The organism is Streptomyces sp. NPDC126503, from assembly GCF_040302405.1.
Taxonomy (GTDB): domain Bacteria; phylum Actinomycetota; class Actinomycetes; order Streptomycetales; family Streptomycetaceae; genus Streptomyces; species Streptomyces gulbargensis.
In genome coordinates this window covers 134,237-159,868 of sequence record NZ_JBEORS010000008.1, presented here as the reverse complement: position 1 = coordinate 159,868, position 25,632 = coordinate 134,237, and the positions used below count along the sequence as shown (strand labels likewise).

16 protein-coding genes are annotated in these 25,632 nt (G+C 73.7%); 4 read left to right on the top strand and 12 right to left on the bottom strand.

Annotated features, from left to right (window positions below; genetic code table 11):
- Positions 1 to 163: 163 nt before the first annotated feature.
- Positions 164 to 1,765 carry a glutamine-hydrolyzing GMP synthase gene (gene guaA, locus ABTY40_RS13595; protein ID WP_352059649.1) on the bottom strand — a complete coding sequence of 534 codons (1,602 nt, stop codon included), beginning with the start codon at positions 1,763 to 1,765 and terminating at the stop codon, positions 164 to 166.
- Between the two features lie 326 nt (positions 1,766 to 2,091).
- On the opposite strand from guaA, the gene ABTY40_RS13590 reads away from it, so the two are divergent.
- On the top strand, positions 2,092 to 2,433 hold the full coding sequence (locus tag ABTY40_RS13590) for a chorismate mutase (RefSeq protein ID WP_352059648.1): 342 nt from the start codon (positions 2,092 to 2,094) through the stop codon (positions 2,431 to 2,433).
- 752 nt (positions 2,434 to 3,185) lie between these two features.
- Here ABTY40_RS13590 and ABTY40_RS13585 read toward each other — a convergent pair.
- The 6 genes from ABTY40_RS13585 to ABTY40_RS13560 form a co-directional block, all read right to left on the bottom strand.
- Positions 3,186 to 5,006: a GMC oxidoreductase gene (locus tag ABTY40_RS13585; RefSeq protein ID WP_352059647.1), complete on the bottom strand. Its 1,821-nt coding sequence runs from the start codon at positions 5,004 to 5,006 to the stop codon at positions 3,186 to 3,188.
- A gap of 157 nt (positions 5,007 to 5,163) precedes the next feature.
- On the bottom strand, positions 5,164 to 6,846 hold the full coding sequence (locus tag ABTY40_RS13580) for a succinic semialdehyde dehydrogenase (RefSeq protein WP_352059646.1): 1,683 nt from the start codon (positions 6,844 to 6,846) through the stop codon (positions 5,164 to 5,166).
- Between the two features lie 174 nt (positions 6,847 to 7,020).
- Positions 7,021 to 8,862: a serine/threonine-protein kinase gene (locus ABTY40_RS13575; protein WP_352059645.1), complete on the bottom strand. Its 1,842-nt coding sequence runs from the start codon at positions 8,860 to 8,862 to the stop codon at positions 7,021 to 7,023.
- 158 nt (positions 8,863 to 9,020) lie between these two features.
- Positions 9,021 to 12,152, bottom strand: coding sequence for a serine/threonine kinase C-terminal domain-containing protein (locus tag ABTY40_RS13570; protein WP_352059644.1), 3,132 nt, complete (start codon positions 12,150 to 12,152; stop codon positions 9,021 to 9,023).
- Positions 12,153 to 12,242: 90 nt separating this feature from the next.
- Positions 12,243 to 14,726: a serine/threonine-protein kinase gene (locus tag ABTY40_RS13565; protein WP_352059643.1), complete on the bottom strand. Its 2,484-nt coding sequence runs from the start codon at positions 14,724 to 14,726 to the stop codon at positions 12,243 to 12,245.
- A 269-nt stretch (positions 14,727 to 14,995) separates the two neighbouring features.
- Entirely contained in the window at positions 14,996 to 16,702 is a 1,707-nt protein-coding gene (locus ABTY40_RS13560; protein ID WP_352059642.1) for a glycerol-3-phosphate dehydrogenase/oxidase, read from the bottom strand.
- 298 nt (positions 16,703 to 17,000) lie between these two features.
- Between ABTY40_RS13560 and ABTY40_RS13555 the strand changes: the two genes are divergently transcribed.
- The gene (locus ABTY40_RS13555) at positions 17,001 to 18,242 is read left to right on the top strand and encodes a nucleotide sugar dehydrogenase (protein ID WP_352059641.1); all 1,242 of its coding nucleotides are present in this window, start codon (positions 17,001 to 17,003) and stop codon (positions 18,240 to 18,242) included.
- A gap of 100 nt (positions 18,243 to 18,342) precedes the next feature.
- Here the strand turns inward: ABTY40_RS13555 and ABTY40_RS13550 are convergent, their stop codons facing one another.
- From ABTY40_RS13550 to ABTY40_RS13535, 4 genes are all read right to left on the bottom strand, one after another.
- Positions 18,343 to 19,467 carry a GuaB3 family IMP dehydrogenase-related protein gene (locus ABTY40_RS13550; RefSeq protein WP_345278501.1) on the bottom strand — a complete coding sequence of 375 codons (1,125 nt, stop codon included), beginning with the start codon at positions 19,465 to 19,467 and terminating at the stop codon, positions 18,343 to 18,345.
- Positions 19,468 to 19,574: 107 nt separating this feature from the next.
- Positions 19,575 to 21,074: an IMP dehydrogenase gene (gene guaB, locus ABTY40_RS13545; RefSeq protein ID WP_345278502.1), complete on the bottom strand. Its 1,500-nt coding sequence runs from the start codon at positions 21,072 to 21,074 to the stop codon at positions 19,575 to 19,577.
- A gap of 215 nt (positions 21,075 to 21,289) precedes the next feature.
- Positions 21,290 to 21,892, bottom strand: a complete 603-nt coding sequence (locus ABTY40_RS13540) for a sigma-70 family RNA polymerase sigma factor (RefSeq protein ID WP_309056054.1) — start codon at positions 21,890 to 21,892, stop codon at positions 21,290 to 21,292.
- 243 nt (positions 21,893 to 22,135) lie between these two features.
- Positions 22,136 to 22,747, bottom strand: coding sequence for a response regulator transcription factor (locus tag ABTY40_RS13535; protein WP_003948568.1), 612 nt, complete (start codon positions 22,745 to 22,747; stop codon positions 22,136 to 22,138).
- A gap of 443 nt (positions 22,748 to 23,190) precedes the next feature.
- Here ABTY40_RS13535 and ABTY40_RS13530 point away from each other — a divergent pair, with 443 nt between their 5' ends.
- Complete coding sequence (locus ABTY40_RS13530) at positions 23,191 to 23,565, top strand: WhiB family transcriptional regulator (protein WP_352059640.1); 375 nt, start codon at positions 23,191 to 23,193, stop codon at positions 23,563 to 23,565.
- A gap of 375 nt (positions 23,566 to 23,940) precedes the next feature.
- Here the strand turns inward: ABTY40_RS13530 and ABTY40_RS13525 are convergent, their stop codons facing one another.
- Complete coding sequence (locus tag ABTY40_RS13525) at positions 23,941 to 24,834, bottom strand: LysR family transcriptional regulator (RefSeq protein WP_345278504.1); 894 nt, start codon at positions 24,832 to 24,834, stop codon at positions 23,941 to 23,943.
- 81 nt (positions 24,835 to 24,915) lie between these two features.
- Here ABTY40_RS13525 and ABTY40_RS13520 point away from each other — a divergent pair, with 81 nt between their 5' ends.
- Positions 24,916 to 25,632, top strand: coding sequence for an MOSC domain-containing protein (locus ABTY40_RS13520; protein WP_352059639.1), 717 nt, complete (start codon positions 24,916 to 24,918; stop codon positions 25,630 to 25,632).

Below are 25,632 nucleotides of genomic sequence, written 5' to 3'. Positions count from 1 at the left end.
AAGCGATGGTGTGACGACAGGAGTTCGGTTTCCGCGCGGGTGATCCTCGCCCCGACCACGCCATGAGCCACGGATCCCGGGCGAGCGGCCCGGACGCGGAGAAGCCGCCGTCCCCGGGCGGCGGGCGCGCGGGGACGGCGGCTTCAGCGGCGGGCGGGAGGGGTCACTCCCACTCGATGGTGCCCGGGGGCTTGCTGGTCACGTCGAGGACGACGCGGTTGACGTCGGCGACCTCGTTGGTGATCCGGGTGGAGATCCGGGCGAGCACCTCGTAGGGCAGGCGCGACCAGTCGGCCGTCATGGCGTCCTCGGAAGACACGGGACGCAGGACGATCGGGTGGCCGTAGGTGCGGCCGTCGCCCTGGACGCCCACGGAGCGGACGTCGGCGAGCAGCACGACCGGGCACTGCCAGATCTCCCGGTCGAGACCGGCCGCGGTCAGTTCCTCACGGGCGATGGCGTCGGCCTCGCGCAGCAGGTCCAGGCGCTCCTTGGTGACCTCGCCGACGATGCGGATGCCGAGGCCGGGGCCCGGGAAGGGCTGGCGCTGGACGATCTCCTCGGGCAGGCCGAGCTCCTGGCCGACCATGCGGACCTCGTCCTTGAACAGCTGGCGCAGCGGCTCGACGAGCTCGAACTCCAGGTCCTCGGGGAGGCCGCCCACGTTGTGGTGGGACTTGATGTTGGCCGTGCCGGTGCCGCCGCCGGACTCGACGATGTCCGGGTAGAGGGTGCCCTGGACGAGGAAGGCGACCTCCTCGCCGTCAGCGGCGCCCTCGGCGACGATCTCGGCCTGCGCCTGCTCGAAGACGCGGATGAACTCACGGCCGATGATCTTGCGCTTGGTCTCCGGGTCGGAGACGCCGGCGAGGGCGGTGAGGAAGCGCTCCTGGGCGTCGACGACCTTCAGCTGGACGCCGGTGGCGGCCACGAAGTCCTTCTCGACCTGCTCGGTCTCGCCCTTGCGCATCAGACCGTGGTCGACGTACACGCAGGTCAGCTGGGAGCCGATGGCCTTCTGCACCAGGGCCGCGGCCACGGCGGAGTCGACGCCGCCGGAGAGACCGCAGATGGCGCGCTTGGTGCCGACCTGGGCGCGGATGGCCGCGACCTGCTCCTCGATGACGTTGCCGGTCGTCCAGGTGGGCTGGAGGCCGGCGCCGCGGTAGAGGAAGTGCTCCAGGATCTGCTGGCCGTGCGTGGAGTGCAGCACCTCGGGGTGGTACTGGACGCCGTACAGCTTCTTCTCGTCGTTCTCGAAGGCCGCGACCGGCACCACGTCGGTGGAGGCGGTGACGGCGAAGCCCTCGGGGGCGGCGGAACAGGCGTCGCCGTGCGACATCCACACGGACTGCTCGACCGGCGTGCCCTCGAAGAGGGTGGAGCCGGCCTTGGTGACGTGCAGCGGGGTACGGCCGTACTCGCGGGCTCCGGTGTTGTCGACGGTGCCACCGAGGGTGGTCGCCATCAGCTGGAAGCCGTAGCACATGCCGAAGACGGGGACGCCCGCCTCGAAGATCGCGCGGTCGAGGCGGGGGGCGCCCTCCGCGTACACGGAGGACGGGCCGCCGGAGAGGATGATCGCCTTCGGGTTCTTGGCCAGCATCTCGGCCACCGGCATGGTGGACGGGACGATCTCGCTGTAGACCCGGGCCTCACGGACACGGCGGGCGATGAGCTGGGCGTACTGGGCGCCGAAGTCGACAACGAGGACTACGTCCGGGTTGGTGACGTCGGGCGCGGCAGCGGGGGGCGCTGATGACACTACGGCGGCCTTCCGGCGGTAGGAGGGGTTCCCCGAGAGGGGGCTATTTGTCGATTCTACCGGCGCGGCCGTGAATCTTTTCGTCTCACCATCCGAACCGTGGTTGGCCCGGTGGCCGGGCGGCGGTCCATACTGGGCCCATGCGCGAGCTCTCGACCTTCGTCTTTACCTATGGCACCGGCCGGTCCGGATGCCATGGTCGTGCTGCTTGAGCAACTGACAAGCGACTTCCGAGGCGCCCCGGGCCGACAAGGCCCGGGGCGCTTCGCCGTTCCCGGGCCGTGCCGCCCCGGGGCTCCCGGTTCGATTCCGTGAGGAGCCCCACCATGAACGCCGCGACCGCGACCGCCGTCTCCACCCCCACCTCCGCCGCCCCCGCCACCGCCGTCACGCCGACCGAGAGGACCGGCGCCCGCACCGACGAGGCGGCGGCGCTGATCGGCGACTCCCGGGAACGCATCGACGCCCTCGACGACCGGATCATCGGCCTCATCCAGGAGCGGATGGCCGTCTCGGCCGTGATCCAGGAGGCCCGGATCTCCTCCGGCGGCCGCCGGGTGAACCTGGCGCGCGAGATGGAGGTCCTCGGTCACTACCGGGACGCGCTGGGCAAGCCGGGCACGGCGCTGGCCATGACGATGCTGGAGCTGTGCCGTGGCCGCATCTGAGGGAGGTCCCGGATCTGAGTTCGGGCCCGCTCTCACCCGTACGGCGCGTGACCGGCGCGGAACCCGCTTCGTTGGTCCGGGTGTCCGTGCCAGCCAGGGGCGGGCCCGTAGAAACCACGCGTGGCTTCGCTGGGGCGTGTGACGTACCTCCGGTACGTCGTGGGACCTCGCCCCAGCGCGCGTGACCGGACGGCAGGGGACAGCAGCCCGGTCACCCGGAAAGGGCGGTCGGTCCCGGGGACGCCCGGGACCGACCGCAACCGGATCCGCCGGTCGCAGCCCCCACGGCCGGCATCACCACTCGCACCTCGCTCACCCGACGGAAGGCGCGGTCCGTCGACCGCGCACCCCGTTCCCCTCCCGCATCTCCCCCACCTCTCCTCCCGCGCCTCCCCCACCGCGGCGCAGCCCCCGGCGCCGCCCTGCTCGGCACCGCCGCTGCCCTGACACCGGTGCCGATCCCGAGGGCCCCGTACCGCGACCGGAATCGCGGCGCGGGGCCCTCGCCGGTGCCCGGAACCAGGCACTCCGGCGAACGTGACGCGCGTCACATGAAGATCCTGTGCAACCGCTACAACCAATCGCTCCGATCGCGGGTCATCTATGCAGCAACACCAAAGCTGGAGGGGCGCTGCACTCGGAGGGGGGTGCAGCGCCCCTTCGTCGCGTCCGGGGGGGGGAGCCGGGGCGCAGAGCCGGGCGCACGGAGCCGGCACGTGGGACCGCCACGCGGAGCCGGGCGGGCCCGCGCCTCAGGGCTTCTTCGGGGGAACCGCCGGGATACCGAGGAACGGCAGCCGCAAGGCGCCGAAGGCCTCGGCCGGGACGGCGGGGGACTTCGGCTCGACGGGTGCCAGCCGCACGTACCCCTGCCCCTGCGCCGGGCGCGGATCCTCCTCGCCCTTGTTCGGCCAGAAGGACATCGCCCGCTCGGCCTGCGCGGTGATGGTCAGCGAGGGGTTGACGCCCAGGTTGGCGGAGACGGCCGCCCCGTCGACCACGGAGATGCCGGGGTGGCCGTAGAGCCGGTGGTACGGATCGATGACACCGGAGTCGGCGTCGGCGCCGATCGGGCAGCCGCCCAGGAAGTGCGCGGTGAGCGGGGTGCCCATGAGCTCGCCGATGTTGGAGCCGGGGAAGCCGTTGATCTCCTCGGCGAGGAGGGTGGCGGCCTGGGTCGCGGCCCGGATCTGGGTCGGGTTCGGCGCCCCGTGCCCCTGACGGGCGGTGAGCAGCCCCTTCCCGATGCCGCCGGGCTTGCGGTAGGTCGTCAGCGAGTTGTCCAGGGACTGCATGACGAGACCGATGATGGTCCGCTCCGACCAGCGCCGGTTGGAGAGGGAGCGGGCGGCCTGGGTGGGGTGCTTGAGCAGGTTGAGGAACCAGTTCCGCACCCGGTGGGCCCCGAAGGGCACCTGGAGGACGGTGAGGCTGCCCATGGAGTTGGAGCCCTTGCCGTACCGCACGGGTTCGATGTGGGTGTGGGCGTCGGGGTGGACCGAGGAGGTGATGGCGACCCCCCGGGTGAAGTCGGCCCGCTCCTTGCCGTGCTTCTTCCGGTAGCGGCGGTCCGTGGTCTGGGCGCCGACCAGGCCCTCGGAGTTGGTACGGGTCAGCTCGCCGAGCCGGCCCGAGATGTGGGGCAGCAGGCCGGTGTCCTTCATCCGGTGCAGCAGGGTCTGCGTGCCGTACGTACCGGCCGCGACGACCACCCGGCGGGCGGTGAAGGTGCGCCCCCGGCCCTTCTTCCGGTTGTCGGTGGGCAGCGTCCGGACGGCGAAGCCGCCGCGCGAGTCCTCGGTGACGGCGACAACGGAGGTCATGGGGTGGACCTCGGCGCCGGCCCGTTCGGCGAGGTGGAGGTAGTTCTCGTTGAGGGTGTTCTTGGCGCCGTGGCGGCAGCCGGTCATGCACTCGCCGCATTCGATGCAGGCCCGTCGCGAGGGGCCCGCGCCGCCGAAGAACGGGTCGGGCACCTCCCCGCCCGGCTTCGCCGTCGCCGTACCGGTGCCGTCCCCGCTCACCGCGTCCTTGCCGTCCCCGAAGAAGACGCCGACCGGCGCCATGTGGAAGGTGTCGCCGATGCCCATGGCCTGGGCGGCGGCCTTCAGGTGCACGTCGGAGGGGGTCGTCGTCGGGTTGAGCCGGACGCCCAGCATCCGCTTGGCCTGGTCGTAGTACGGGGCCAGTTCGGAGCGCCAGTCGGTGATGTCCTTCCACTGCGGGTCGTCGAAGAACGGCGCGAGCGGCTCGTAGAGCGTGTTGGCGTAGTTGAGCGAACCGCCGCCGACCCCGGCGCCCGCGAGGACCATCACCTTGCCGAGCAGGTGGATGCGCTGGATGCCGTAGAGGCCGAGCGCGGGGGCCCACAAGAAGTTCTTCAGGTCCCAGGAGTTCTTCGGCAGCTCGTGCCGCGCGAAGCGGCGGCCGGCTTCCAGCACGCCGACCCGGTAGCCCTTCTCGGTCAGCCGCAGGGCCGTGACCGAGCCGCCGAAGCCGGAGCCGACGACGATGACGTCGTAGTCGTACGAGCCGTCCTCGTCCTGATTTCGGGCAGGGGGAACCGCGGTCATGACTCTCCTCGTACGGAAAAGGTGCGGAACGGGACAGAACGAGCCGAGCGCGCCCGAGCCGGCCGGTCCGGGGCCGCGCCGGACCACCGGACCGGGCCCCGACCGGCCAGGGTCCCGGAACGCCCGGGCCGGGCGGCCAGGCGCGGGCGGGCCGGGCTCAGCGCAGACGCAGGGCCTTCATCGCCTTCAGGGACGCGGTCATGAACGCGGCGTACTTCTCGTCGTCCATCCCGAAGGACGGCGCGAGCGGGAGCAGTCGCTGCTGGGCGACGGTCTGGGCCTCGGTGTACTTGAGGATGCCCTCCGAGCCGTGGCGGCGGCCGAGGCCGGAGTCCTTCATGCCGCCCATCGGGGACTGCACGCTGCCGTAGGCGGGGGCGTACCCCTCGTTGATGTTGACGGTGCCGGTGCGCAGGCGGGCGGCGACGGCGTGGCCGCGGCGCGAGTCCTTCGTCCAGACCGAGGAGTTGAGCCCGTAGGGGGTGGCGTTGGCGAGCTCGACGGCCTCGTCCTCGTCCGTGAAGCGGTAGATCGAGACGACCGGGCCGAAGGTCTCCTCGGCGCAGACGGCCATCGGCGCCTCGACGCCGTCGAGGATGGTCGGCTCGTAGAAGAGGGGGCCGATGTCGGGGCGGGCGACGCCGCCGGCGACGAGCGTGGCGCCCTTGGCGACGGCCTCCTCGACGTGGCGGCTGACCGTCTCCAGCTGCCGCTCGCCGACGAGGGAGCCCATGTCGGCCCCGTAGGCGAGGGAGTTGCCGAGCCGCATCGCCTTCGTACGGGCGGCGAAGCGGGCCACGAACTCGTCGGCGACGGACTCGTGCACGTACAGCCGCTCGATGGAGATGCAGAGCTGGCCGGCGGAGGAGAAGCAGGCGCGGACGGCGCCGGCGGCGGCCTTCTCGATGTCGGCGTCCTCGAGGACGAGCATGGCGTTCTTGCCGCCGAGTTCGAGGGAGACGCCGACGAGCCGGGCGGCGGCTCCCTGGGCGACCTCGCGGCCGGTGCGCGTGGAGCCGGTGAAGGAGACGTAGTCGGCGTGCCGGACGACCTCGGGGCCCACGACCGGTCCCTCACCGAGGACGACCTGGAAGACCTCGGCGGGCAGACCGGCCTCGACCAGCAGGTCGCGGGCCCACAGGGCGGTGAGCGCGGTCTCGGTGTCGGGCTTCATGACGACGGCGTTGCCGGAGACGAAGGCGGGCAGCGCGTCGCCGACGGAGAGCTCCAGCGGGTAGTTCCAGGGCGCGATCTGGCCGACGACCCCGCGCGGCTGGCGCAGCTCGGTGACCTTGGTGAGGGTCGGTACGACACCGGTGTGACGCCGGGGGCGCAGATAGGCGGAGGCCCTGCGGCCGTAGTGGCGGGCGGCGACGGCGACGGCCTGGACCTCCTCGTGGGCGTGCAGGCGCGCCTTGCCGGTCTCCAGCTGGATGAGGTCGAGGATCTCGCCCTGCCGCTGCAGGACGAGGTCGTGGAAGCGCAGGAGGACGGCCGCGCGGGCGCGGACCGGGGTCGCGGCCCAGACGGGCTGGGCGGCGCGGGCGCGGCGGAAGGCCTCGGCCACGTCCTCGGGGGTGGACTCGGGCAGGTCCGTCAGCTTCTCCCCGGTGAAGGGGGTGTGGTTGGCCGTGCGGCCCGAGCCGACGACGCCGAGGACGAGGCGGGCGACCACCTCGGGCGTCACGACGTCGGCGGCCGTCCGGGCGCCGGCGGGCGCGGGGGCGACCGGGTTGGTCGCGCCCGCGGGGGCCGCGGGGCGGGCCGGGCGCGCCTCGGCGGCGGCGTCGGCGTCTTCGGCGGGAACCGGGAGGGCGGCGGGGGCCTGCGAGTCCGTCATGAGGGCGAGGGTAAGCGGCCTCGGAGGCTTTGGGTACCCGTCGGTAACGCGTTTTCACCCCACGCGCACATCGCGCCAGCGATCACTGGCACATAAGCCCTGATCAGGGGCTTACGGCCGCCGAAGGCCACGCGCGGAGATTTTCACGACTCCGGCGACGGCTTCCGGAACGCGTCAGGAACCCGGCGCGCGCCAGTGCTGGAGCACGATGTCGAACTGCTCGCGGGTGGCGGCCCAGCTCGACTCCGGCGACGACATGTACAGGGCGTACTCCGTACCGTCGTCGCCGTAGTACATCTGGTCGATCGCGTGCCGGGGGCCGGGGAAGGTCTTCTTCTCCGTCCAGGTGAACTCCCACAGGGCGGAGTGGACCTGGTCGCGGTAGGTGTTCTGGTGCAGCTTCACGCGCGCGTACCCCGGCAGCCGCGTCCGCACGGTGTCCTCCAGGTCGAGGGCGTGCATGTACGGGTTCTCGAAGTCGGGCTCGCGGTCGATGCTGATCCGGATGCGGTGGCGGCCGTTGTCGGGCGTGTAGTCGATGTTGTCGCCGTCCTTCTGCCGCTTCCAGCCGTCCGGTACGAGGAGGCTGAAACCGGCCGGGTCGTCGACGCGGTGCCAGCCGTCCGGGACGGCGCCCGCCGGACCGGTGGCCGGGGCCGTACCGGTCGCGGTGGGGCGGGGGCCCGCTCCCTGGTCGCGGCCCGCGTACTCCATGGCGGCGAAGACGGCACCGCCCGCGACGAGCCCCGCCAGCAGGGCGGCCAGGGCGGCGGTACGCCACCGGCCACGGGCCGGGGAGGAGTCGCCGGGCCGCGGAAGGCCGGGGCCCCGAACGGTGCGGGCGGTGCGAGGGATTCCGGCCACGGACGGGTCGGCGTCGTCCGTGGAGCGCGGACCGCTGCCGTGGCCGCCCGACGGACGGCTGCCGGACGGGTGGGTTCCCCCCGCGTAAGTGCCCGGCACGTGCGGCAGGCGGGCGGTGGTGGAGGGCCCGGTGGCCGGAGGGACCGCCGACGCGGTCGTACGCCCCTCTGCGCCGGCCCCGGCTCCGCTACCGCTCCCGCTGCGGCCCGGGGCGCCGCCGTCCGGGTCCGTGGACGACGGGGCGGGACCGGTGACCGAGGCGAGGTCGCCGCGCCGCACCCGCTGCGTCGGCACGTACGCCTGGGCCGTCCGCGGCGTCCGGCCCTCCATGGCGTCGAGCAGCATCCGCTCGGCCTCGTCGGCGTGCGGGCGCTGCTCCGGGTCCTTGCGGAGCAGGGCGACGATGACGGGGGCGAGCGGCCCGGCGTTCTCCGGGTGCGGCGGTTCCTCCGTCACGACGGCCTGCATGGTGCTGATGGGCGAGGTGCGGCGGAAGGGCGAGGTGCCCTCCACCGCGGCGTACAGGGTGGCGCCCAGGGACCACAGGTCGGAGGCCGGGCCGGGATCGCCGCCCCGTACCCGCTCGGGCGCCAGGTAGTCGATGGAGCCGACGAGTTCGCCGGTGCGGGTGATCGAGGAGTCCCCCTCGATCGCCGCGATGCCGAAGTCGGTGATCAGGACGCGCCCGTCCCTGGCCAGCAGGACGTTGCCCGGCTTGACGTCCCGGTGCAGCACCCCCGCGGCGTGCGCGGCGCGCAGGGCGCCGAGGACGTGGAGTCCGATCCGGGCCGCCTCGCGGGGCTCGATCGCACCGGACTCCTTGGTGGCGTCGGCGAGGGACGGGCCGTCGACGTACTGCATGACGATCCACGGCCGGTCGTCGTGTTCGAGCACGTCGTGGACGGTCACCACGCCGGGGTGGGTGATGCGGGCGGCGGCCCGCGCCTCCTTCTGCGTCCGCGCGTGCAGGACGAGCCGGTCGGCCTCGGCCACGAACCGGCCGGCCGTCAGTTCCTTGACCGCCACGACCCGGTGCAGCACCTCGTCGTGCGCGCGCCAGACCTTGCCCATGCCGCCGCGCCCTATGGACTCGGCCAGCCGGTACCGACCGTGGAGCAGCAGCCCCGCCTCTGTGCTCTGAGAATGTTCCACTTGCCCCCGCCCGTTCCTTCGGATGCCAGGTTACGGAGGGAGGTACACGGGGCGGAACCTCGGGGCTGGCAAAGGAACAGCACTGTGACCAGGGCTCCCTGAGGGAGCGCCGGTTCCGGGCCGGCGGCGGCCGGGGAGCCGGACCGGCGCGGTCCGCGTCAGCGGCCGGCGCGGAAGCCCTTCACGGCCTCGTCGTGGATCTCGGTGACCTTGTCCCGCTCCCCGTAGGGGCCGATGACCTGGACGACGTAGTACCGGCCCGCGTCGACGAGGGCGAGGTTGCGGACGAACACCTCACGGCCGGTGCTGTCCAGCCACCAGTAACTGCCGGTCGCCGTCGCGGTCCTGCCGATGTCGACACGGCGGGTCTGTTCCGCGCCCGACCAGCTGGAGGCCCGCCACGGCTCCAGCTCCCGCTCCTTGGCGTTCTGGTACTCCAGCGGGTCCGGGCCGTGGTCGCGGACGGAGTCGCGGCCGGGAACCACGATCATCGTGAAGTCGCCGCCGGTGTAGCGGACTTGGCCGGCGTCGTTGACGGGGCTGCGCCGCCAGTCCCGGGGCACCCCGATCCGGAACCCTTCCGGGTCCTGCCGCAGCACGTATCCGGCGGCCAGGGCCGGTGCCGAGGGGTCGGCGGGCGGCGGAACGGCACTCGCGGAGGGACGACCGGGGCCGGACGGCGACGTGCCCGCAGGGGGCGGGGCCGAGGTCGGCCCGCTCGTCTCCGGACCTGTAGGGGCCGGGGATCCCGTGGGGGAGGCCGACCCGGCGGGCGCCTCACCCTTTTCGGGCAGGGCGAGGACCGCGTACGCGACGGCCCCGGCGAGCAGCAGCAGGACGAGCAGGAGCAGCGTCAGGCCGAGCGCGCGGGGGGAGCGCCCCCGGTCCGCGCCGGGAGCCGCCCCGGCACCGCGCGGGGCGCGCCGCGGCAGCTCCTCCGTGAAGAGTTCGTGGGCCGGGACCTCGACGTACTCGCGCGCGGCCGGACGCGGGGCCGCGCTCCGGTCCGTGGGCCGCTCGCCGGAACCGCCCATGGCGCGGTCGGGGCCGCGCTTGTGACGGGCCCGGCCCGCCCCCGCCCTGCCCCGCCACCGCCGGCGCACCAGCTCACCGCGCCGGCGGACGATCGGTAGCCGGGTCTCGTCGAAGGACGGCAGGGGTACGACGCCGATGCCCGCCTCCGGTTCCGGCGCCGACCGGACGAGGGAGCGCAGCCAGCCGCGCAGTTCCTCGACGTCCGGGCGCTCGGTGGGGTCCTGGCGCAGCAGGGACTCCACGATCGGGCGCAGGGGCCCGGACTCCTCGGCGAAGGCGGGCGGCTCGGAGCAGACCATCTGGACGAGTTCGGCCGCGTTGTCCTCCGGGTAGGGGGCGTGCCCCTGGACGGCCCGGTAGAGCAGCGCGCCGAGGGCCCAGAGGTCGGTGGCGGGGCCGATGGGCGGGGCGAGGCGCCAGTTGTCGTACACGGGCCCGGCCTGCTCGGGGGCCCAGCGCTCGGTGACGGCGCCGACGACGGCGATCCGGGTCTGCCGGGCGCGTTCGGCGGCGAGCCGTGTGGTGGGTCCCCGGTAGAGCTCCGGGTCCGGCGCGCCGGCCGGGGCCGGGACGGAGCCGGTTTCGCGGCCCGCGGCGGGGTTCGGGGCGGCGGGGGTGAAGCCGGAGGGGAGGGAGGGCAGGGCGGGACGGCCCGAGCCGGGCGGCACCGGCGCACGGCCGCCACCGGCGGGGATCGGGCCGGATCCGTCCCGTGCGGCGTGCGGGCCGTCGCTCCAGTTGCCCTTCAGCATCAGGCGGGGCGGACCGGCCTGGGGCCCGCGGCCCTCGTCCGTACCGGCCTCGTCCTCGTAGTCCTGGTAGGCCTCGTCGTCATCGGCGTCGTCCGCGTCGTCCTCCGCCGTGCCGGCCCACCACTGGGGTGCCGGTCCGCTCGGGGGCGGCACGCGAGGACCGGGCGGGGCGGGGAGCGCGGGGCGCTCGGGGGCGGCGGGCGGCTCCACGGGGGCGGGGCGCTGGACCGGCAGGGCTCCCGTCCCGCCGAGCCGCGCGGCGGCGCGGGCACCCGCCCGGTAGGCGGCGATGGCTCCCGCGCGGGCGGCCCGGGCGTCGGCCGCGGGTGCCGTCTGCGCGGGCGGCGGGGTGGGCCGGGACTCCGGGCGCGGGGGTGTCGCCCGCCCGTACGGGTCGGCCCCGTAGGGGGCACTGCCGTACGGGTCGGAACGGTGGCCCGCCTCCCCCTCGGCGCCGGGCTCGTCCATCCCCGCGTACGGCCCTTCGTCCTCGGCTGCGGGGTGCTCCCCGGACACCGGGGAGCCGCTGTGGGCCCCGGGGCCGTCGTAGGCGGCGTGGTCCCGCGCTCCCGGGTACGCGGCGGTGCTTCCGGACTCGTCCGTGCCGCCGGGCGGCAGGCCGTACGCGTCGTGGGCACGCTCCTCGCCGTACCCGCCCGCCGGGTCGTCGTCGCCCTCGTAGCCGTCGTAAGGCTGCCCGTCCCCGTAGGCGTCGTGATCCCCGTGATCCCCGGCGTACGTGTCCTCGTCGGCCTCGTGGCCCTCGCCGTCCTCGGCGACCTCGTAGATCTCCGCCTCGTACGGCTCCTCCTCGGCGTCGGCCGGGGCCGGGCGGTAGGAGGGGGGCGCGGCGAAGTCGTCGGGGCCTGTGCCGTGGTCGGGCTCCGGGACGGGCGCGTACCCGCAGAGGGCCTCCTCCGCCGCGCCGACGGCGAGGCCGGTGAGGACGACGCGGCCGTCCTCGCAGACGAGGACGGTGCGGGGGGTGATGTTGCGGTGGACCCAGCCGTGCGCGTGGAGGGCGCGCAGGGCGGTGAGGACGTCGGCGCCTATCTCGGCGGCGCGGTAGGGGCTCAGGGGCCGCTCGGCGAGGAGCGCCGCCAGCGGGGTGGCGCCCACGCGTTCGCTCACTATCCACAGCGAGCCGGCCTCCGCGAACACGTCGAAGACCTGGTCGAGCAGCGGGTGGTCGGGGATCTGGGCGGCGGCCTGGGCGGCCTCGATCGCCCGGCGCACGACCGGCTCGGCGGGGCGGCGGGTGGCCCGGCCGGGCCGCCCGTCAAGGGCGGTGTCGGGGCCGGGCGCGCCGTCGAGGACCTCGGCGTCGACGAACTCGGGCAGCGGCACCTGACGGATCAGCACTTCCTGGCCGCTGTAGGTGTCGAAGGCCCGGGTCTCGGCCAGGCCGGAGGAATCGGTGCCGGTGTCCGCGCCGTCGGCCGCCCGGGCCGGTGAGGGCAGGCGGTAGCGGTCCGCGAGCACCCTTCCCGCGTACTCGTCCACGACGCCTCCCCACGCGCGCACGCTGTCCCCCGTGAACCCGCGGTTCCCTCGCGCTCCCCGGATCCGGCCTCTCACGATACGGGGCCCCGCTCAGTCCTTGGGGGTGAACGTCGCGAACGCCGTCTCCCGCAGGGTCCGGCACTCCGGCCCGTTCCACTCGTCGGCCTTGCAGCTGATCATGAGGGCGTAGCCGTGCCGGGCGTCCACCTTGAAGCCGCGGTTGAGGACGCGGACGCGCACACCCTGCTGCGTGCGCTCGAACCCCCAGTCCGCGACGGTCGGGTAGCCCTTGTACGAGACGGTGTCGATGCCGAGGTGGCGGTAGCCGTTGCTGCTGGCCGCGACGCCGGTGACGGCCGCCGCCCAGGCGGCCTTGGCGTCGTCCTTCGGGCTGGCGTTGTAGTCGACCTGGATGCGGGGGAAGCCGCCGCTCTCGCTGAAGACCCCGCCGTCGCTGTACCCCTTGATCGGCCGGAGGCGGAAGGAGGCGGGCATCGCCATGGTGAAGTGGAAGCGGTCGTTGGTGACCAGGGTGTAACCGGCGGGCAGGGTGGTGCCGGTGCCGCCGCCGGGCTTGTCCGAGGGGGTCACCCCGGTCCGGCCGCCGGTCTGTCCCTGGGTCTGCCCCGCCGAGCCGGGGGAGCCGGTCGCGTCCGCCGAGCCCGTGGTGCCGGTGTCGCCGGGCTTGGCGCCGCCCTGCTGGCCGGGGTCGCTCGAGGACTGGCCGCTGCCGCCGTCGGCGCCCTGGCCTTGGCCGTCGCCGCCCGCCGTGGCTCCGGCGGACGCCGTGCCTCCGGCCGAGCCCTGGCCCGTCGGCTCCTTGTCCCCGCCGCCGAAGGTGAGGGCCAGGATCGTGCCGAGGACGGCGAGGACGGCGACCGCCGCGATGATCACCAGGGTGCGGCGCGGGACGACGTCGGTCAGCGGCGCGCGCGCCGGGGCCGTCCTGCCACCGCCGCGGAGGTGGTCGGGGCGGGGCGTCGCGGCCGGCTCGGCCTTCGTCGCGGCCGCCGCGTTCCGTACGGACTTCAGCGCGCCCCGCACCCGGTCGGTGGCCGCGTCGGCGGGCTTCTCCCGGGGGGTCGCGGGGGCCTTGGGCGCCCGCTGGGGACGCGGCAGCACCGGGATGGCCATGGTGACGTCCGGTGCCGGCGCGGGCACCGGCGCGGCGGGCGCGTCGAGGACGGCCTTCAGCAGGACGCGGGCGCCGGCGTCGTCGAGCCGCTGCGCCGGGTCCTTGGCGAGCAGGCCGTAGATGACCTTCTCCAGCTCCGGGCCGGCGTTCTTGGGCGGGTCGACGGGTTCGGTCATCACCGCGGTGAGGGTGGCGATGGCGGAACCCTTGTCGTACGGCGGGCTGCCCTCGACCGCCGCGTACAGCAGTCCGCCCAGCGACCACAGGTCGGCGGCGGGGCCGGGCTTGTGGCCCCGGGCGCGCTCGGGCGAGATGTACGACGGGGCGCCGACGAGCATGCCGGTGGAGGTGATCGAGGGGTCGCCCTCGACCTGGGCGATGCCGAAGTCGGTGAGGACGACCCGGCCGTCCTCGGCGATCAGCACGTTGGAGGGCTTCACGTCGCGGTGCAGGATGCCCTCGCGGTGCGCGGAGCGCAGGACGTCGAGGATGGCGAGGCCGACCTCGGCGGCGCGGCGGGGGCTGAGCGTGCCGTCCTCGCGCACGGCGTCGGCGAGGGACTTGCCCTCGATGAGCTCCATGACGATCCAGGGGCGGTCGTCCTCGTCGACGACGTCGTAGACGGTCACGGCGCCGTTGTTACGGATCCGGGCGATGGCCTTCGCCTCGCGCAGGGTCCGGGTGATGAGGCGTCGCTTCTCGTCCTCGTCGATGCTGTTGGGGAAGCGGAGCTCCTTGACGGCCACCGTGCGGCCGAGGGTCTCGTCCACCGCGCGCCACACGGTGCCCATGCCGCCGCGCCCGAGAACGACGCCGAGGCGGTAGCGGCCCGCGAGCAGGCGGCCCTCGCCGGTGGGCGCGTTGCCGGAGGCGGGCGTCTTGCGGAACCGGTCGCTGCCGAGGCCCGCCCGGGTCCCGTCGCCGTCCCCGGCCCCGAAACCGGCCGAGCCGGTGGACGGCTCGGTCCCCCGCAGCCGCCCGGCCGCCGTGACGGCGGTCGCCGCACCGGTCCCGGAGGCCGCACCCGCAGTCGCCGCACCGGAGCCGCCGGCCGCCGCCTCCGCATCCGTCTCCGGCGTCACCGCGCCCGTTCCCGTGGTGTGCCCGTCGCTGCCGGTCCGGCCGATGGGAGAGGTCTTCTTCCCCTCGTCCGGGTCCGCGGCCGGGCCGCCGGCTGCCGCGGATCCGGCGGCGGACGCCGCGTCATCCTTCGGGTCGTCAGACGGCTTTCCGTTCCCCGGGGTCGCCGCGCCGTCGGACCCGGTCGGACCCTCTGGTTCCGCCGTGTCGGCGGCCCCCTCCGACCGGCCGGACCCCGCGTCCCGTTCCGCCTCGCGCGCGGCCGGCACCGTGCCCCGGTCGCCGTCGGTCGCGGCCCCCGCGGCGGCGTCCCGCCGGGGGTCCTTCGCCGTGTCCCGCGACTGCTCCGCCTCCGACATGCGTCCCCTCTGCGATCCCTGATCTCCGCCGCGTCTGCCGCTTCCCGCGCGATGCGGTAACCCGCCCTGGAAGAGAGCCCATTGTCCCTCACCTCGGGAGGGGTGACGTCCCCGGGTCCGTACTCCGGGATGACGACGCCCGAGCACGGCTCCCAGGTTCCCCCGGGATCCCCTCCGTCGCGAATCCCCCCGGCGCCCGCAGGCCCTGGCCGCACCTCCTCCTCACGCTCCGTCCTCGCGCCCCGTCCTCACCCCTGCCGTACGCCCCGTCAGATGGGCACGATGTCGGGCGCCCCCAGCCGGGCGGCGTCCGCCGTCTGGTCGTCGGGCTGCCGCTGCGACTCGCGCTCGGCCTCCACCCGCTTCTCGTAGTGCTCGACCTCCTTCTCGACCTGGCGCTCGTCCCAGCCCAGGACGGGCGCCATGAGGCCGGCGCACTCGCGCGCGCTGCGCGTGCCCCGGTCGAAGGTCTCGATCGAGATGCGGGTCCTGCGGGTGAGGACGTCGTCCAGGTGGCGGGCGCCCTCGTGGGAGGCGGCGTAGACGATCTCGGCGCGCAGATAGTCCTCGGCGCCCGCCAGGGGTTCGCCGAGGCTCGGGTCCCGGTCGACGAGGGCGAGCAGTTCCTCCGTCAGGGATCCGTAGCGGTTGAGGAGATGCTCGATCCGGACGACGTGGAGGCCGTGCCGGGCGGCGATCCGGGCCCGGGCGTTCCACAGGGCCCGGTAGCCCTCGGCGCCGATCAGCGGGGTGTCCTCGGTGACGCAGGGGGCGACGCGCTGGTCGAGGCCGTGGATCGCCTCGTCCACGGCGTCCTTGGCCATGATCCGGTAGGTCGTGTACTTGCCGCCGGCCACCACGACGAGGCCGGGCACCGGGTGGGCGACGGTGTGTTCGCGGGAGAGTTTGCTGGTGGCGTCGGACTCACCGGCGAGCAGCGGCCGCAGGCCCGCGTAGACGCCTTCGACGTCGTCGCGGGTGAGCGGGGTGGCGAGCACGCTGTTGACGTGGTCGAGGAGGTAGTCGATGTCGGCACTGGAGGCGGCCGGGTGGGCCTTGTCCAGGTCCCAGTCGGTGTCGGTGGTGCCGACGATCCAGTGCCGGCCCCAGGGGATCACGAACAGCACGGACTTCTCCGTGCGGAGGATGAGGCCGGTGGTCGAATGGATGCGGTCCTTGGGCACGACCAGGTGGATGCCCTTGGAGGCGCGGACGTGGAACTGTCCCCGCTCGCCGATGAGGGCCTGGGTGTCGTCGGTCCAGACGCCGGTGGCGTTGACGATCTGCTTGGCCCGGATCTCGTACTCGCCGCCCGCCTCGACGTCCTGGACGCGCGCGCCGACGACGCGCTCGCCCTCGCGGAGGAAGCCGACGACCCGGGCCCGGCTCGCGACCCGGGCCCCGTAGGAGGCGGCGGTACGGACGAGGGTGGTGACGAAGCGGGCGTCGTCCATCTGGGCGTCGTAGTACTGGAGGGCCCCGACCAGGGCGTCCTTCCGCAGACACGGGGCGACCCGCAGGGCGTGGCGCCGGGAGAGGTGCCGGTGGACGGGCAGGCCGCGTCCGTGGCCCGAGGAGACGGACATCGCGTCGTACAGGGCGACGCCGGAGCCCGCGTAGAGCCGCTCCCAGCCCTTGTGCTGGAGCGGGTAGAGGAAGGGCACGGGTTTCACCAGGTGCGGGGCGAGCCGCTCCAGGAGCAGCCCGCGCTCCTTGAGGGCTTCCCGCACGAGGGCGAAGTCCAGCATCTCCAGGTAGCGCAGGCCGCCGTGGATGAGCTTGCTGGACCGGCTGGAGGTGCCGGAGGCCCAGTCGCGGGCCTCGACGAGGCCGGTGGAGAGGCCTCTGGTGGCGGCGTCCAGCGCCGTCCCCGCGCCGACCACTCCGGCGCCGACGACCAGCACGTCCAGCTCGCGCTCGGCCATGGCCGCGAGCGCCTCGGCGCGCTGCGCGGGCCCCAGTGTCGCTGTCCTCACGTCTGCTGCCTCCCGTCGTCCCCCGTCGGTCCCGCGTACCCGCCGTCCGCGTGCTCACGCGGCCGGGCGGGATCACCGGACGTGTGTGGTCCGGCTCACAGCTCGATTCTGGCCCGGCCCGGTGACTTCAGCCACCGCCCCTCCCCCCACCTGTGGATAACACTCGGCGACCTGCGGCCTCACAATGCCGCATATCGGTCATATTTACGCCTAGTCTGACAGTGCGTTCGCCCCGTTCTGTCCACCGGGCTTGCGGACCGCGTCCACTCCGGCTACAGGGAAGGACGGCCCACCCCCCATGCCCGCTGATCTCGCCGTCATCGGCCTCGGCCACCACGGACTCCCCCTCGCCCAGGCCGCCGTCGCCGCAGGCATCGACACCATCGGCTACGACACCGACCCGCGCCCCGCCACCGAACTCGCCGCCGGCCGCCCCCCGGTCGACGGCTCCCTCTCCACGCCCGAGATCCGCCGGATGCTCGCCGGGCGCTTCCGGCCCACCACCAACCCCGCCGAACTCGGCCGGGTCCGCACCGCCGTGCTCTGCGCCCCCACTCCCCCCGGCCCCGACGGCGGCCTCGACCTGACCGCCGTCGAGGACGCCGCCCGTGCCCTCGCCGCCCGGCTGCGCCCCCACACCACCGTCCTGCTCGAATCACCCGTCCCGCCGGGCACCACCGAAGGCCTGCTGCGCGACCTCCTCGAAGCGGGCTCCGGGCTGCGCGCCGGCCGCGACTTCCACCTCGCGTACTCCCCGGGCCGGCTCGACCCCGGCAGCCGTACGCACGGATTCGCCGGCACCCCGAAGGTCATCGGCGGCCTCACCCCGGCCTGCACCGAGTCCGCCGCCGCCTTCTACGGGCGCCTCACCGACAAGGTGGTACGCGCGCGTGGCCCGCGCGAGGCGGAGACGGTCAAGCTGCTGGAGACCAACTTCCGGCACGTCAACATCGCCCTCGTCAACGAGATGGCGGTCCTCTGCCACGACCTCGGCGTCGACCTCTGGGACGTCATCCGCTGCGCCGAGACGAAGCCCTTCGGCTTCCAGGCCTTCCGCCCGGGTCCCGGCGTCGGCGGCCACGGCGTCCCCGTCGAACGCCTCGGCGACCACCGTCCCCTCCGCCTCGTGGAACTCGCCGGCGAGGTCAACGAGCGCATGCCGCAGTACGTCGTCCGGCGCGCCGCCACCCTCCTGAACGAGCACGGCAAGTCGGCCCGCGGCGCCCGGGTCCTTCTGCTCGGGATCACGTACAAACCCGATCTCGCCGACCGGCAGGGCTCCCCCGCCGACGAGATCGCCCGCCGTCTGATGGACCTGGGGGCGGCCGTCAGCTACCACGACCCGCACGTCCCCCACTGGCGCGTCCGCGACCTGCCGGTCCCCCGCGCCGACTCCCTCTACGAGGCCGCCGCCCACGCGGACCTCACGATCCTGCTCCAGCACCACCGCACGTACGACCTCCAGGGCCTGTCCGTGAAGGCCCAGCTGCTTCTCGACACCCGCGGCGCCACGCCCGCCGGCGCCGCCCACCGCCTCTGAGCCCGGGCCCCCCGGAAAGCGGCCCGAGGCGGCCCGTACGCGGAAGGGCCCCGCACCACCCGGTGCGGGGCCCTTCTCGGCCGGTGGGAACGCCGGGACGTCAGCGCTTGTGCTGGGCGTCCGCGACCGTCACCTCGACGCGCTGGAACTCCTTGAGCTCGCTGTAGCCCGTGGTGGCCATCGCGCGGCGCAGGGCGCCGAAGAAGTTCATCGAACCGTCCGGGGTGTGCGACGGGCCCGCGAGGATCTCCTCGGTGGTGCCCACGATGCCCAGGTCGACCAGCTTGCCGCGCGGCACGTCCTCGTGGACGGCCTCCATGCCCCAGTGGTGGCCCTTGCCGGGCGCGTCCGTGGCGCGGGCGAGGGGCGAGCCGATCATCACCGCGTCGGCGCCGCAGGCGATGGCCTTCGGCAGGTCACCGGACCAGCCGACGCCGCCGTCCGCGATGACGTGCACGTACCGGCCGCCGGACTCGTCCATGTAGTCCCGGCGGGCCGCGGCCACGTCGGCGACGGCGGTGGCCATCGGGACCTGGATGCCGAGCACGTTGCGGGTGGTGTGGGCGGCGCCGCCGCCGAAGCCGACCAGGACGCCCGCCGCGCCGGTGCGCATCAGGTGCAGGGCCGCCGTGTAGGTGGCACAGCCGCCGACGATGACCGGCACGTCGAGCTCGTAGATGAACTGCTTCAGGTTCAGCGGCTCGGCGGCGCCGGAGACGTGCTCGGCGGAGACGGTCGTGCCCCGGATGACGAAGATGTCCACGCCGGCGTCGACGACGGCCTTGGAGAACTGCGCGGTGCGCTGCGGGGAGAGCGCGGCGGCGGTGACGACGCCGGAGTCGCGCACCTCCTTGATGCGCTGCCCGATCAGCTCCTCCTTGATCGGAGCGGCGTAGATCTCCTGCAGACGGCGGGTCGCGGCGGCCTCGTCCAGCTCCGCGATCTCGTCGAGCAGCGGCTGCGGGTCCTCGTACCGGGTCCACAGGCCCTCGAGGTTCAGCACGCCCAGGCCGCCGAGCTCGCCGATGCGGATGGCGGTCTGCGGCGAGACGACCGAGTCCATGGGGGCGGCCAGGAAGGGCAGCTCGAAGCGGTAGGCGTCGATCTGCCAGGCGATCGAGACCTCCTTCGGGTCCCGGGTGCGCCGGCTCGGTACGACGGCGATGTCGTCGAACGCGTACGCCCTGCGGCCGCGCTTGCCGCGCCCGATCTCGATCTCAGTCACGTTGTGTGGCCTTTCCCTCTGAGTCTGCGCCTACCAGTATCGCCGAAGCGCGCGGAAGGGGCGGCTCCGGCCACATGCCGGAACCGCCCCCCGGGCGTCGCGGAGTGTTACTTCCTGCTGTAGTTCGGCGCCTCGACCGTCATCTGGATGTCGTGCGGGTGGCTCTCCTTGAGGCCCGCGGACGTGATCCGGACGAAGCGGCCCTTCGACTCCATCTCGGCGATGGTGGCCGCGCCGACGTAGCCCATGGTCTGGCGCAGGCCGCCGACGAGCTGGTGCAGCACGTTGGCCAGGGGGCCGCGGTAGGGCACCTGGCCCTCGACGCCCTCGGGCACGAGCTTGTCGTCGGAGGAGACCTCGGCCTGGAAGTAGCGGTCCTTCGAGTACGAACGGCCCTGGCCGCGCGACTGCATGGCGCCGAGCGACCCCATGCCGCGGTACGACTTGAACTGCTTGCCGTTGATGAAGAGGAGCTCGCCCGGGGACTCCTCACAGCCCGCCAGGAGGCTGCCGAGCATCACCGTGTCGGCGCCGGCGGCCAGCGCCTTGCCGATGTCACCGGAGTACTGCAGGCCGCCGTCGCCGATCAGCGGGACACCGGCGGCGCGGGCCGCGAGGGACGCCTCGTAGATGGCGGTGACCTGCGGGACGCCGATGCCGGCGACCACACGGGTGGTGCAGATGGAGCCGGGGCCGACGCCCACCTTGATGCCGTCGACACCGGCGTCGATCATCGCCTGCGCGCCGTCGCGGGTGGCGACGTTGCCGCCGATCACGTCGACGTTCACGCTCGACTTGATCTTCGCCATCCAGCTCAGGGCGTTGCTGTTGTGCCCGTGGGAGGTGTCGACGATCAGGAAGTCCGCGCCGGCCGCGGCGAGCGCCTGGGCGCGCTCCAGGGCCTCGGGGCTCGCGCCGACGGCGGCGCCGACGAGCAGGCGGCCCTCGGCGTCCTTGGCGGCGTTCGGGTACTTCTCCGCCTTGACGAAGTCCTTGACGGTGATGAGGCCCTTGAGGATGCCCTTGTCGTCGACGAGGGGCAGCTTCTCGATCTTGTGGCGGCGGAGCAGCTCCATGGCGTCCACGCCGGAGATGCCGACCTTGCCGGTGACCAGCGGCATCGGGGTCATGACCTCGCGCACCTGGCGGCTGCGGTCGCTCTCGAAGGCCATGTCGCGGTTGGTCACGATGCCGAGCAGCTTGCCGGCCGGGTCCGTGACGGGGACACCGCTGATGCGGAACTTGGCGCAGAGCGCGTCCGCCTCGGCGAGGGTCGCCTCCGGGTGCACGGTGATCGGATCGGTGACCATGCCGGACTCGGAGCGCTTGACCAGGTCGACCTGGTTGACCTGGTCCTCGACGGAGAGGTTCCGGTGCAGCACGCCGACGCCGCCCAGGCGGGCCATGGCGATCGCCATGCGGGACTCGGTCACCTTGTCCATCGCCGCGGAGAGCAGCGGGATGTTGACCCGGACGTTCCGTGAGATGCGGGACGAGGTGTCGACCGCGTTGGGGAGCACCTCGGATGCACCCGGCAGCAGCAGTACATCGTCGTAAGTCAGCCCGAGTGTCGCGAATTTCTCGGGCACTCCGTCGACGTTGGTCATGACACCTTCCCCAATGGCCTTGATCGGTGCGGATGTCCATGCTAACGGGCCGCGACCGTGTCTCATTCCACGATCAAGATCCGCGGGAAGCTTTGGACGTTCCTACGTGTACGTGAGGGACACCGGCGACCCGTGACCCTTACTGCCCGGCCACCGTCCCCACGCCGGGCCCGACGGCGACCCGCGGCGGTCGGCCGGCGCGGCCTTCCGGGCGGTTACTGCTCGGCCAGCGCCCGCAGCCGGCTGAGCGCGCGGTGCTGGGCGACCCGTACCGCTCCCGGGGACATGCCGAGCATCTGCCCGGTCTCCTCGGCGGTCAGGCCGACGGCCACCCGGAGCACCAGCAGCTCGCGCTGGTTCTCGGGCAGGTTGGCGAGCAGTTTCTTGGCCCACTCGGCGTCGTCGCTGAGCAGGGCGCGCTCCTCCGGCCCGAGCGAGTCGTCGGGCCGCTCGGGCATCTCGTCGGAGGGTACGGCCGTGGAGCCCGGGTGCCGCATGGCGGCCCGCTGGAGGTCCGCGACCTTGTGTCCGGCGATGGCGAAGACGAAGGCCTCGAAGGGCCTGCCCGTGTCCTTGTAGCGCGGCAGCGCCATGAGCACGGCGACGCAGACCTCCTGGGCGAGGTCCTCCACGAAGTGGCGGGCGTCACCGGGCAGCCGGTTCAGCCGGGTGCGGCAGTAGCGCAGCGCGAGCGGGTGCACCCGCGCGAGGAGGTCGTGGGTGGCCTGCGCGTCCCCCTCGACCGCGCGCGAGACGAGCGCACCGATCTCCCCCTGCCCGGCAGGCATGGGGGACCCCATGGTCTCGTCGTCGCGCATCGCTCCATGGTGCCTTGACGCCTCGTCGTTCGCGGCACCGCGTCCGTAGTTGTGCACCGAAGCGTTATGAGCAGGTGCGCCGGAAGTCATCTCTGGCGCCCTCCCCTTCCGCTCGATCGACTCGTCCCCGAGGAACTCCACACCCTCAAGGATGCGGCATTCGGCCGGGAAGTGACACAAGCCCGCCCCGTCCGCCCCACGACGGACGGGGTACGGACGGTAAGGCGGTCGGTGACCTGCGGCTCAGCGGACCAGACCCCAGCGGAAGCCGAGCGCGACGGCATGGGCCCGGTCGGAGGCGCCCAGCTTCTTGAAGAGACGGCGCGCGTGGGTCTTGACCGTGTCCTCGGAGAGGAAGAGCTCGCGCCCGATCTCCGCGTTGGACCGGCCGTGGCTCATGCCTTCGAGGACCTGGATCTCGCGCGCGGTGAGGGTGGGCGCGGCGCCCATCTCGGCCGAGCGGAGACGGCGCGGGGCGAGCCGCCAGGTCGGGTCGGCGAGGGCCTGCGTCACCGTGGCCCGCAGTTCGGCGCGCGAGGCGTCCTTGTGCAGGTAGCCACGGGCACCCGCGGCCACCGCGAGCGCGACACCGTCGAGGTCCTCCGCGACGGTGAGCATGATGATCCGGGCGCCGGGGTCGGCGGAAAGCAGCCGGCGCACGGTTTCCACACCACCGAGGCCGGGCATGCGCACGTCCATCAGGATGAGGTCCGAGCGGTCCGCGCCCCAGCGGCGGAGGACTTCCTCGCCGTTGGCCGCGGTGGTCACGCGCTCGACGCCGGGCACGGTCGCGACCGCGCGGCGAAGCGCCTCTCGGGCAAGCGGGGAGTCGTCGCAGACGAGAACGGACGTCATGACTGACCTCCGCGGCTCTCGCAGCTGTTGCGCGTCACCTTGAGCCTCCAGGGCTGGTACGTATCGTCACCTGTGCGGTTGACGCTCCCGGACGTCTGCCCGATCGCTTTTTCCTTCAACCGCCTCCGCACTCTCAACGACGGTCACTCGAAAGAGTTACGGGTCGGACAGCAGCCTTCGGCACTCTACGTGAGGGGCCGTGCGCGGCACGTACGCGGAGGCGAGTGTCGCGAATCTTTCGCCCCGACACCCAAGCCTTTGCACCATTTAGCGGGTTTTCTTCCCTTTTCGCGGTGTCTGTGGCTAGATTCGCAATGAGTCATATTTACATCTACTTAGACAGTAGTTGTAGTTGCCCGACCCGTCGGGGCCCGAGGGGAGCCCCTCCACAGCCTTCACCCGCCCGTCTATCCGTTCGACACGGTTTCAAGGGGACTAGCGCTATGGCAGATTTCTCCCGCCTTCCCGGACCCAACGCCGATCTGTGGGACTGGCAGCTCCTCGCGGCCTGCCGCGGGGTCGACAGCTCCTTGTTCTTCCATCCCGAGGGAGAGCGCGGCGCGGCACGGAGTGCGCGTGAGAACTCGGCGAAAGAGGTCTGCATGCGGTGCCCGGTGCGCGCGGAGTGCGCGGCCCACGCACTCGCCGTGCGGGAGCCCTACGGCGTGTGGGGCGGCCTCACCGAGGACGAGCGCGAGGAGCTCATGGGACGCGCGCGCAACCGCCTGATGACGGCGGGCTCCGCGACCACGGCGTCGGCGTCGGCGTCCGGCACGGCCTCGTCGGCCATGGGCCGACCGACCGCCGGACACAACTGAAGGAACGTTTCAGCAGACGAACCGGCCCGGCGAGGGAACCGCAATTGGCCGGGCCCGGGCAGGGCCGGACCGCACCGGACCGCAACCGACCGCCGCCGCACCGCGCTCGCACCCGCACCGCACCGCACCGCACCGCACCAGGGAACGCACGAGACTCCGGGACCGCACCGGCGACGCGCACGGGCCGACGCGCCCCGCGCCGTCCCGACGCCCCTACGTCCCGGGCCAGGCCATCCGACGGGCCCCCGCGCACGCCGGGCCGCCGGCACGCCGGCACGTGTCCGGCCCCCGCGCCCCCGCCGGGACGTGCCCACGCCGTCCGCCCGCGTCCACGTCCACACACGCGTGGACGCGTCCGCGTGCGCGTGGCGGCGTCTACGCGCGCGTGGCGGCGCGGGTGAGCTGTTCGAGGGTGGCCGCGACCGCCGGGACCTGGGCGAGGTCGGGCAGGGTCAGCGCCACGATCTCCCGCTCCACGGCAGGCTCGACCGTGACGGTCCGCGCCCCCTTGGGCCGTACGGACTCGATGGCGAGTTCCGGCAGGACCGCGACGCCCAGTCCCGCGCCGACCAGGCCGACCACGGCCGGGTAGTCGTCGGTGGCGAAGTCGATCCGGGGGGTGAACCCGGCGCGCTCGCAGACGTCCACGAGCTGGCGGCGGCAGCGCGGGCAGCCCGCGATCCACGACTCCTCGGCCAGTTCGTCGATGCCCACCGCGTCGGCGCCGGCGAGCCGGTGCCCTTCGGGGACCAGGCCCACGAGCCGGTCGGTGAGGAGCGGGCGGACCACGAGGTCGTCCCACTCGGAGGGTCCGGCTCCGTAGCGGAAGGCCAGGGCCACGTCGCAGTCGCCCTCGCGCAGCATCTCGACGGAGCGGGGCGGCTCGGCCTCGACCAGCGAGACGCGCGTGCCGGGGTGTTCCGCGCGGAGGGCGGCGAGTGCGGTGGGGACGAGGGTGGAGCTGCCGCTGGGGAAGGAGACCAGGCGGACGCGGCCGGCCCGCAGACCGGCGATGGCGGCGACCTCCTCCTCGGCGGCGGTCAGCCCCGCGAGGATGCCGGAGGCGTGGCGGACGAGGACCTCGCCGGCCTGCGTGAGGCGCATCTCCCGGCCGGTGCGGACCAGCAGCGGCGTACCGGCCGAGGTCTCCAGGGCCTTCATCTGCTGGCTGACGGCGGGCTGGGTGCACCCCAGTTCACGCGCGGCGGCGGAGAAGGAGCCGGTGGCGGCGACGGCGCGCAGGACACGGAGGTGACGGGCCTCGATCATGGTTCAAGCATAAGTGAGACTTGGGGTGATCGACTGGACTCCAGCAAGTTCTTTGAGCAGGGGCCCCCTTAGGGTGCTGTCATGTTCTTGCTGACTGTGAACGCGGGCCGGGCGAAGGCCGTCGACTACACCGATGCCCCTTCGGGGAGGACGGGCATCGACAAGCGGCCCGTCGACGGGCCGGTGCGGATCGAGTCCCCGGGGCCGGGCGGGGCGGGCGCGAGCGGGGTCGCCGGTGACGACGTCTGCGACCTGCGCTTCCACGGGGGCGCCGACCGGGCGGTGTACGCGTTCGCCCGCGAGGACCTGGACCGGTGGGAGCGGGAGCTCGGCCGTGAGCTGGACAACGGCTCCTTCGGCGAGAACCTCACGCTGAGCGGCGTCGACGTGAACGGCGCCCTGGTCGGGGAGCGCTGGCGGATCGGTGACCAGGTGGTCCTGGAGGTCACCGGGGGCCGCATCCCGTGCCGTACCTTCGCCGGCTTCCTCGGGGAGAAGGGCTGGGTGAAGCGGTTCACGCAGTCGGACGCGGGGCCCGGCGCGCTGTTGCGGGTGATCGAGCCGGGCGAGATCCGGGCCGGGGACCCGGTGGCGGTGGTGCACCGGCCCGGCCACGAGGTGACGGTCGCCTTCCTGCACCGGGCCGCGACCGCCGAGCGGAGTCTGCTGCCCGCCACCCTGGCCGCCGCCGACTGGATGGAGTCGGGGCTCCTCGGCCTGGCCCGGCAGTACGCGGAGAAGTACGCGTCCGAGGGGGCCGGGGCCGCCGGGGAGGGGACCGAGGGCGAGGGCGCCTGA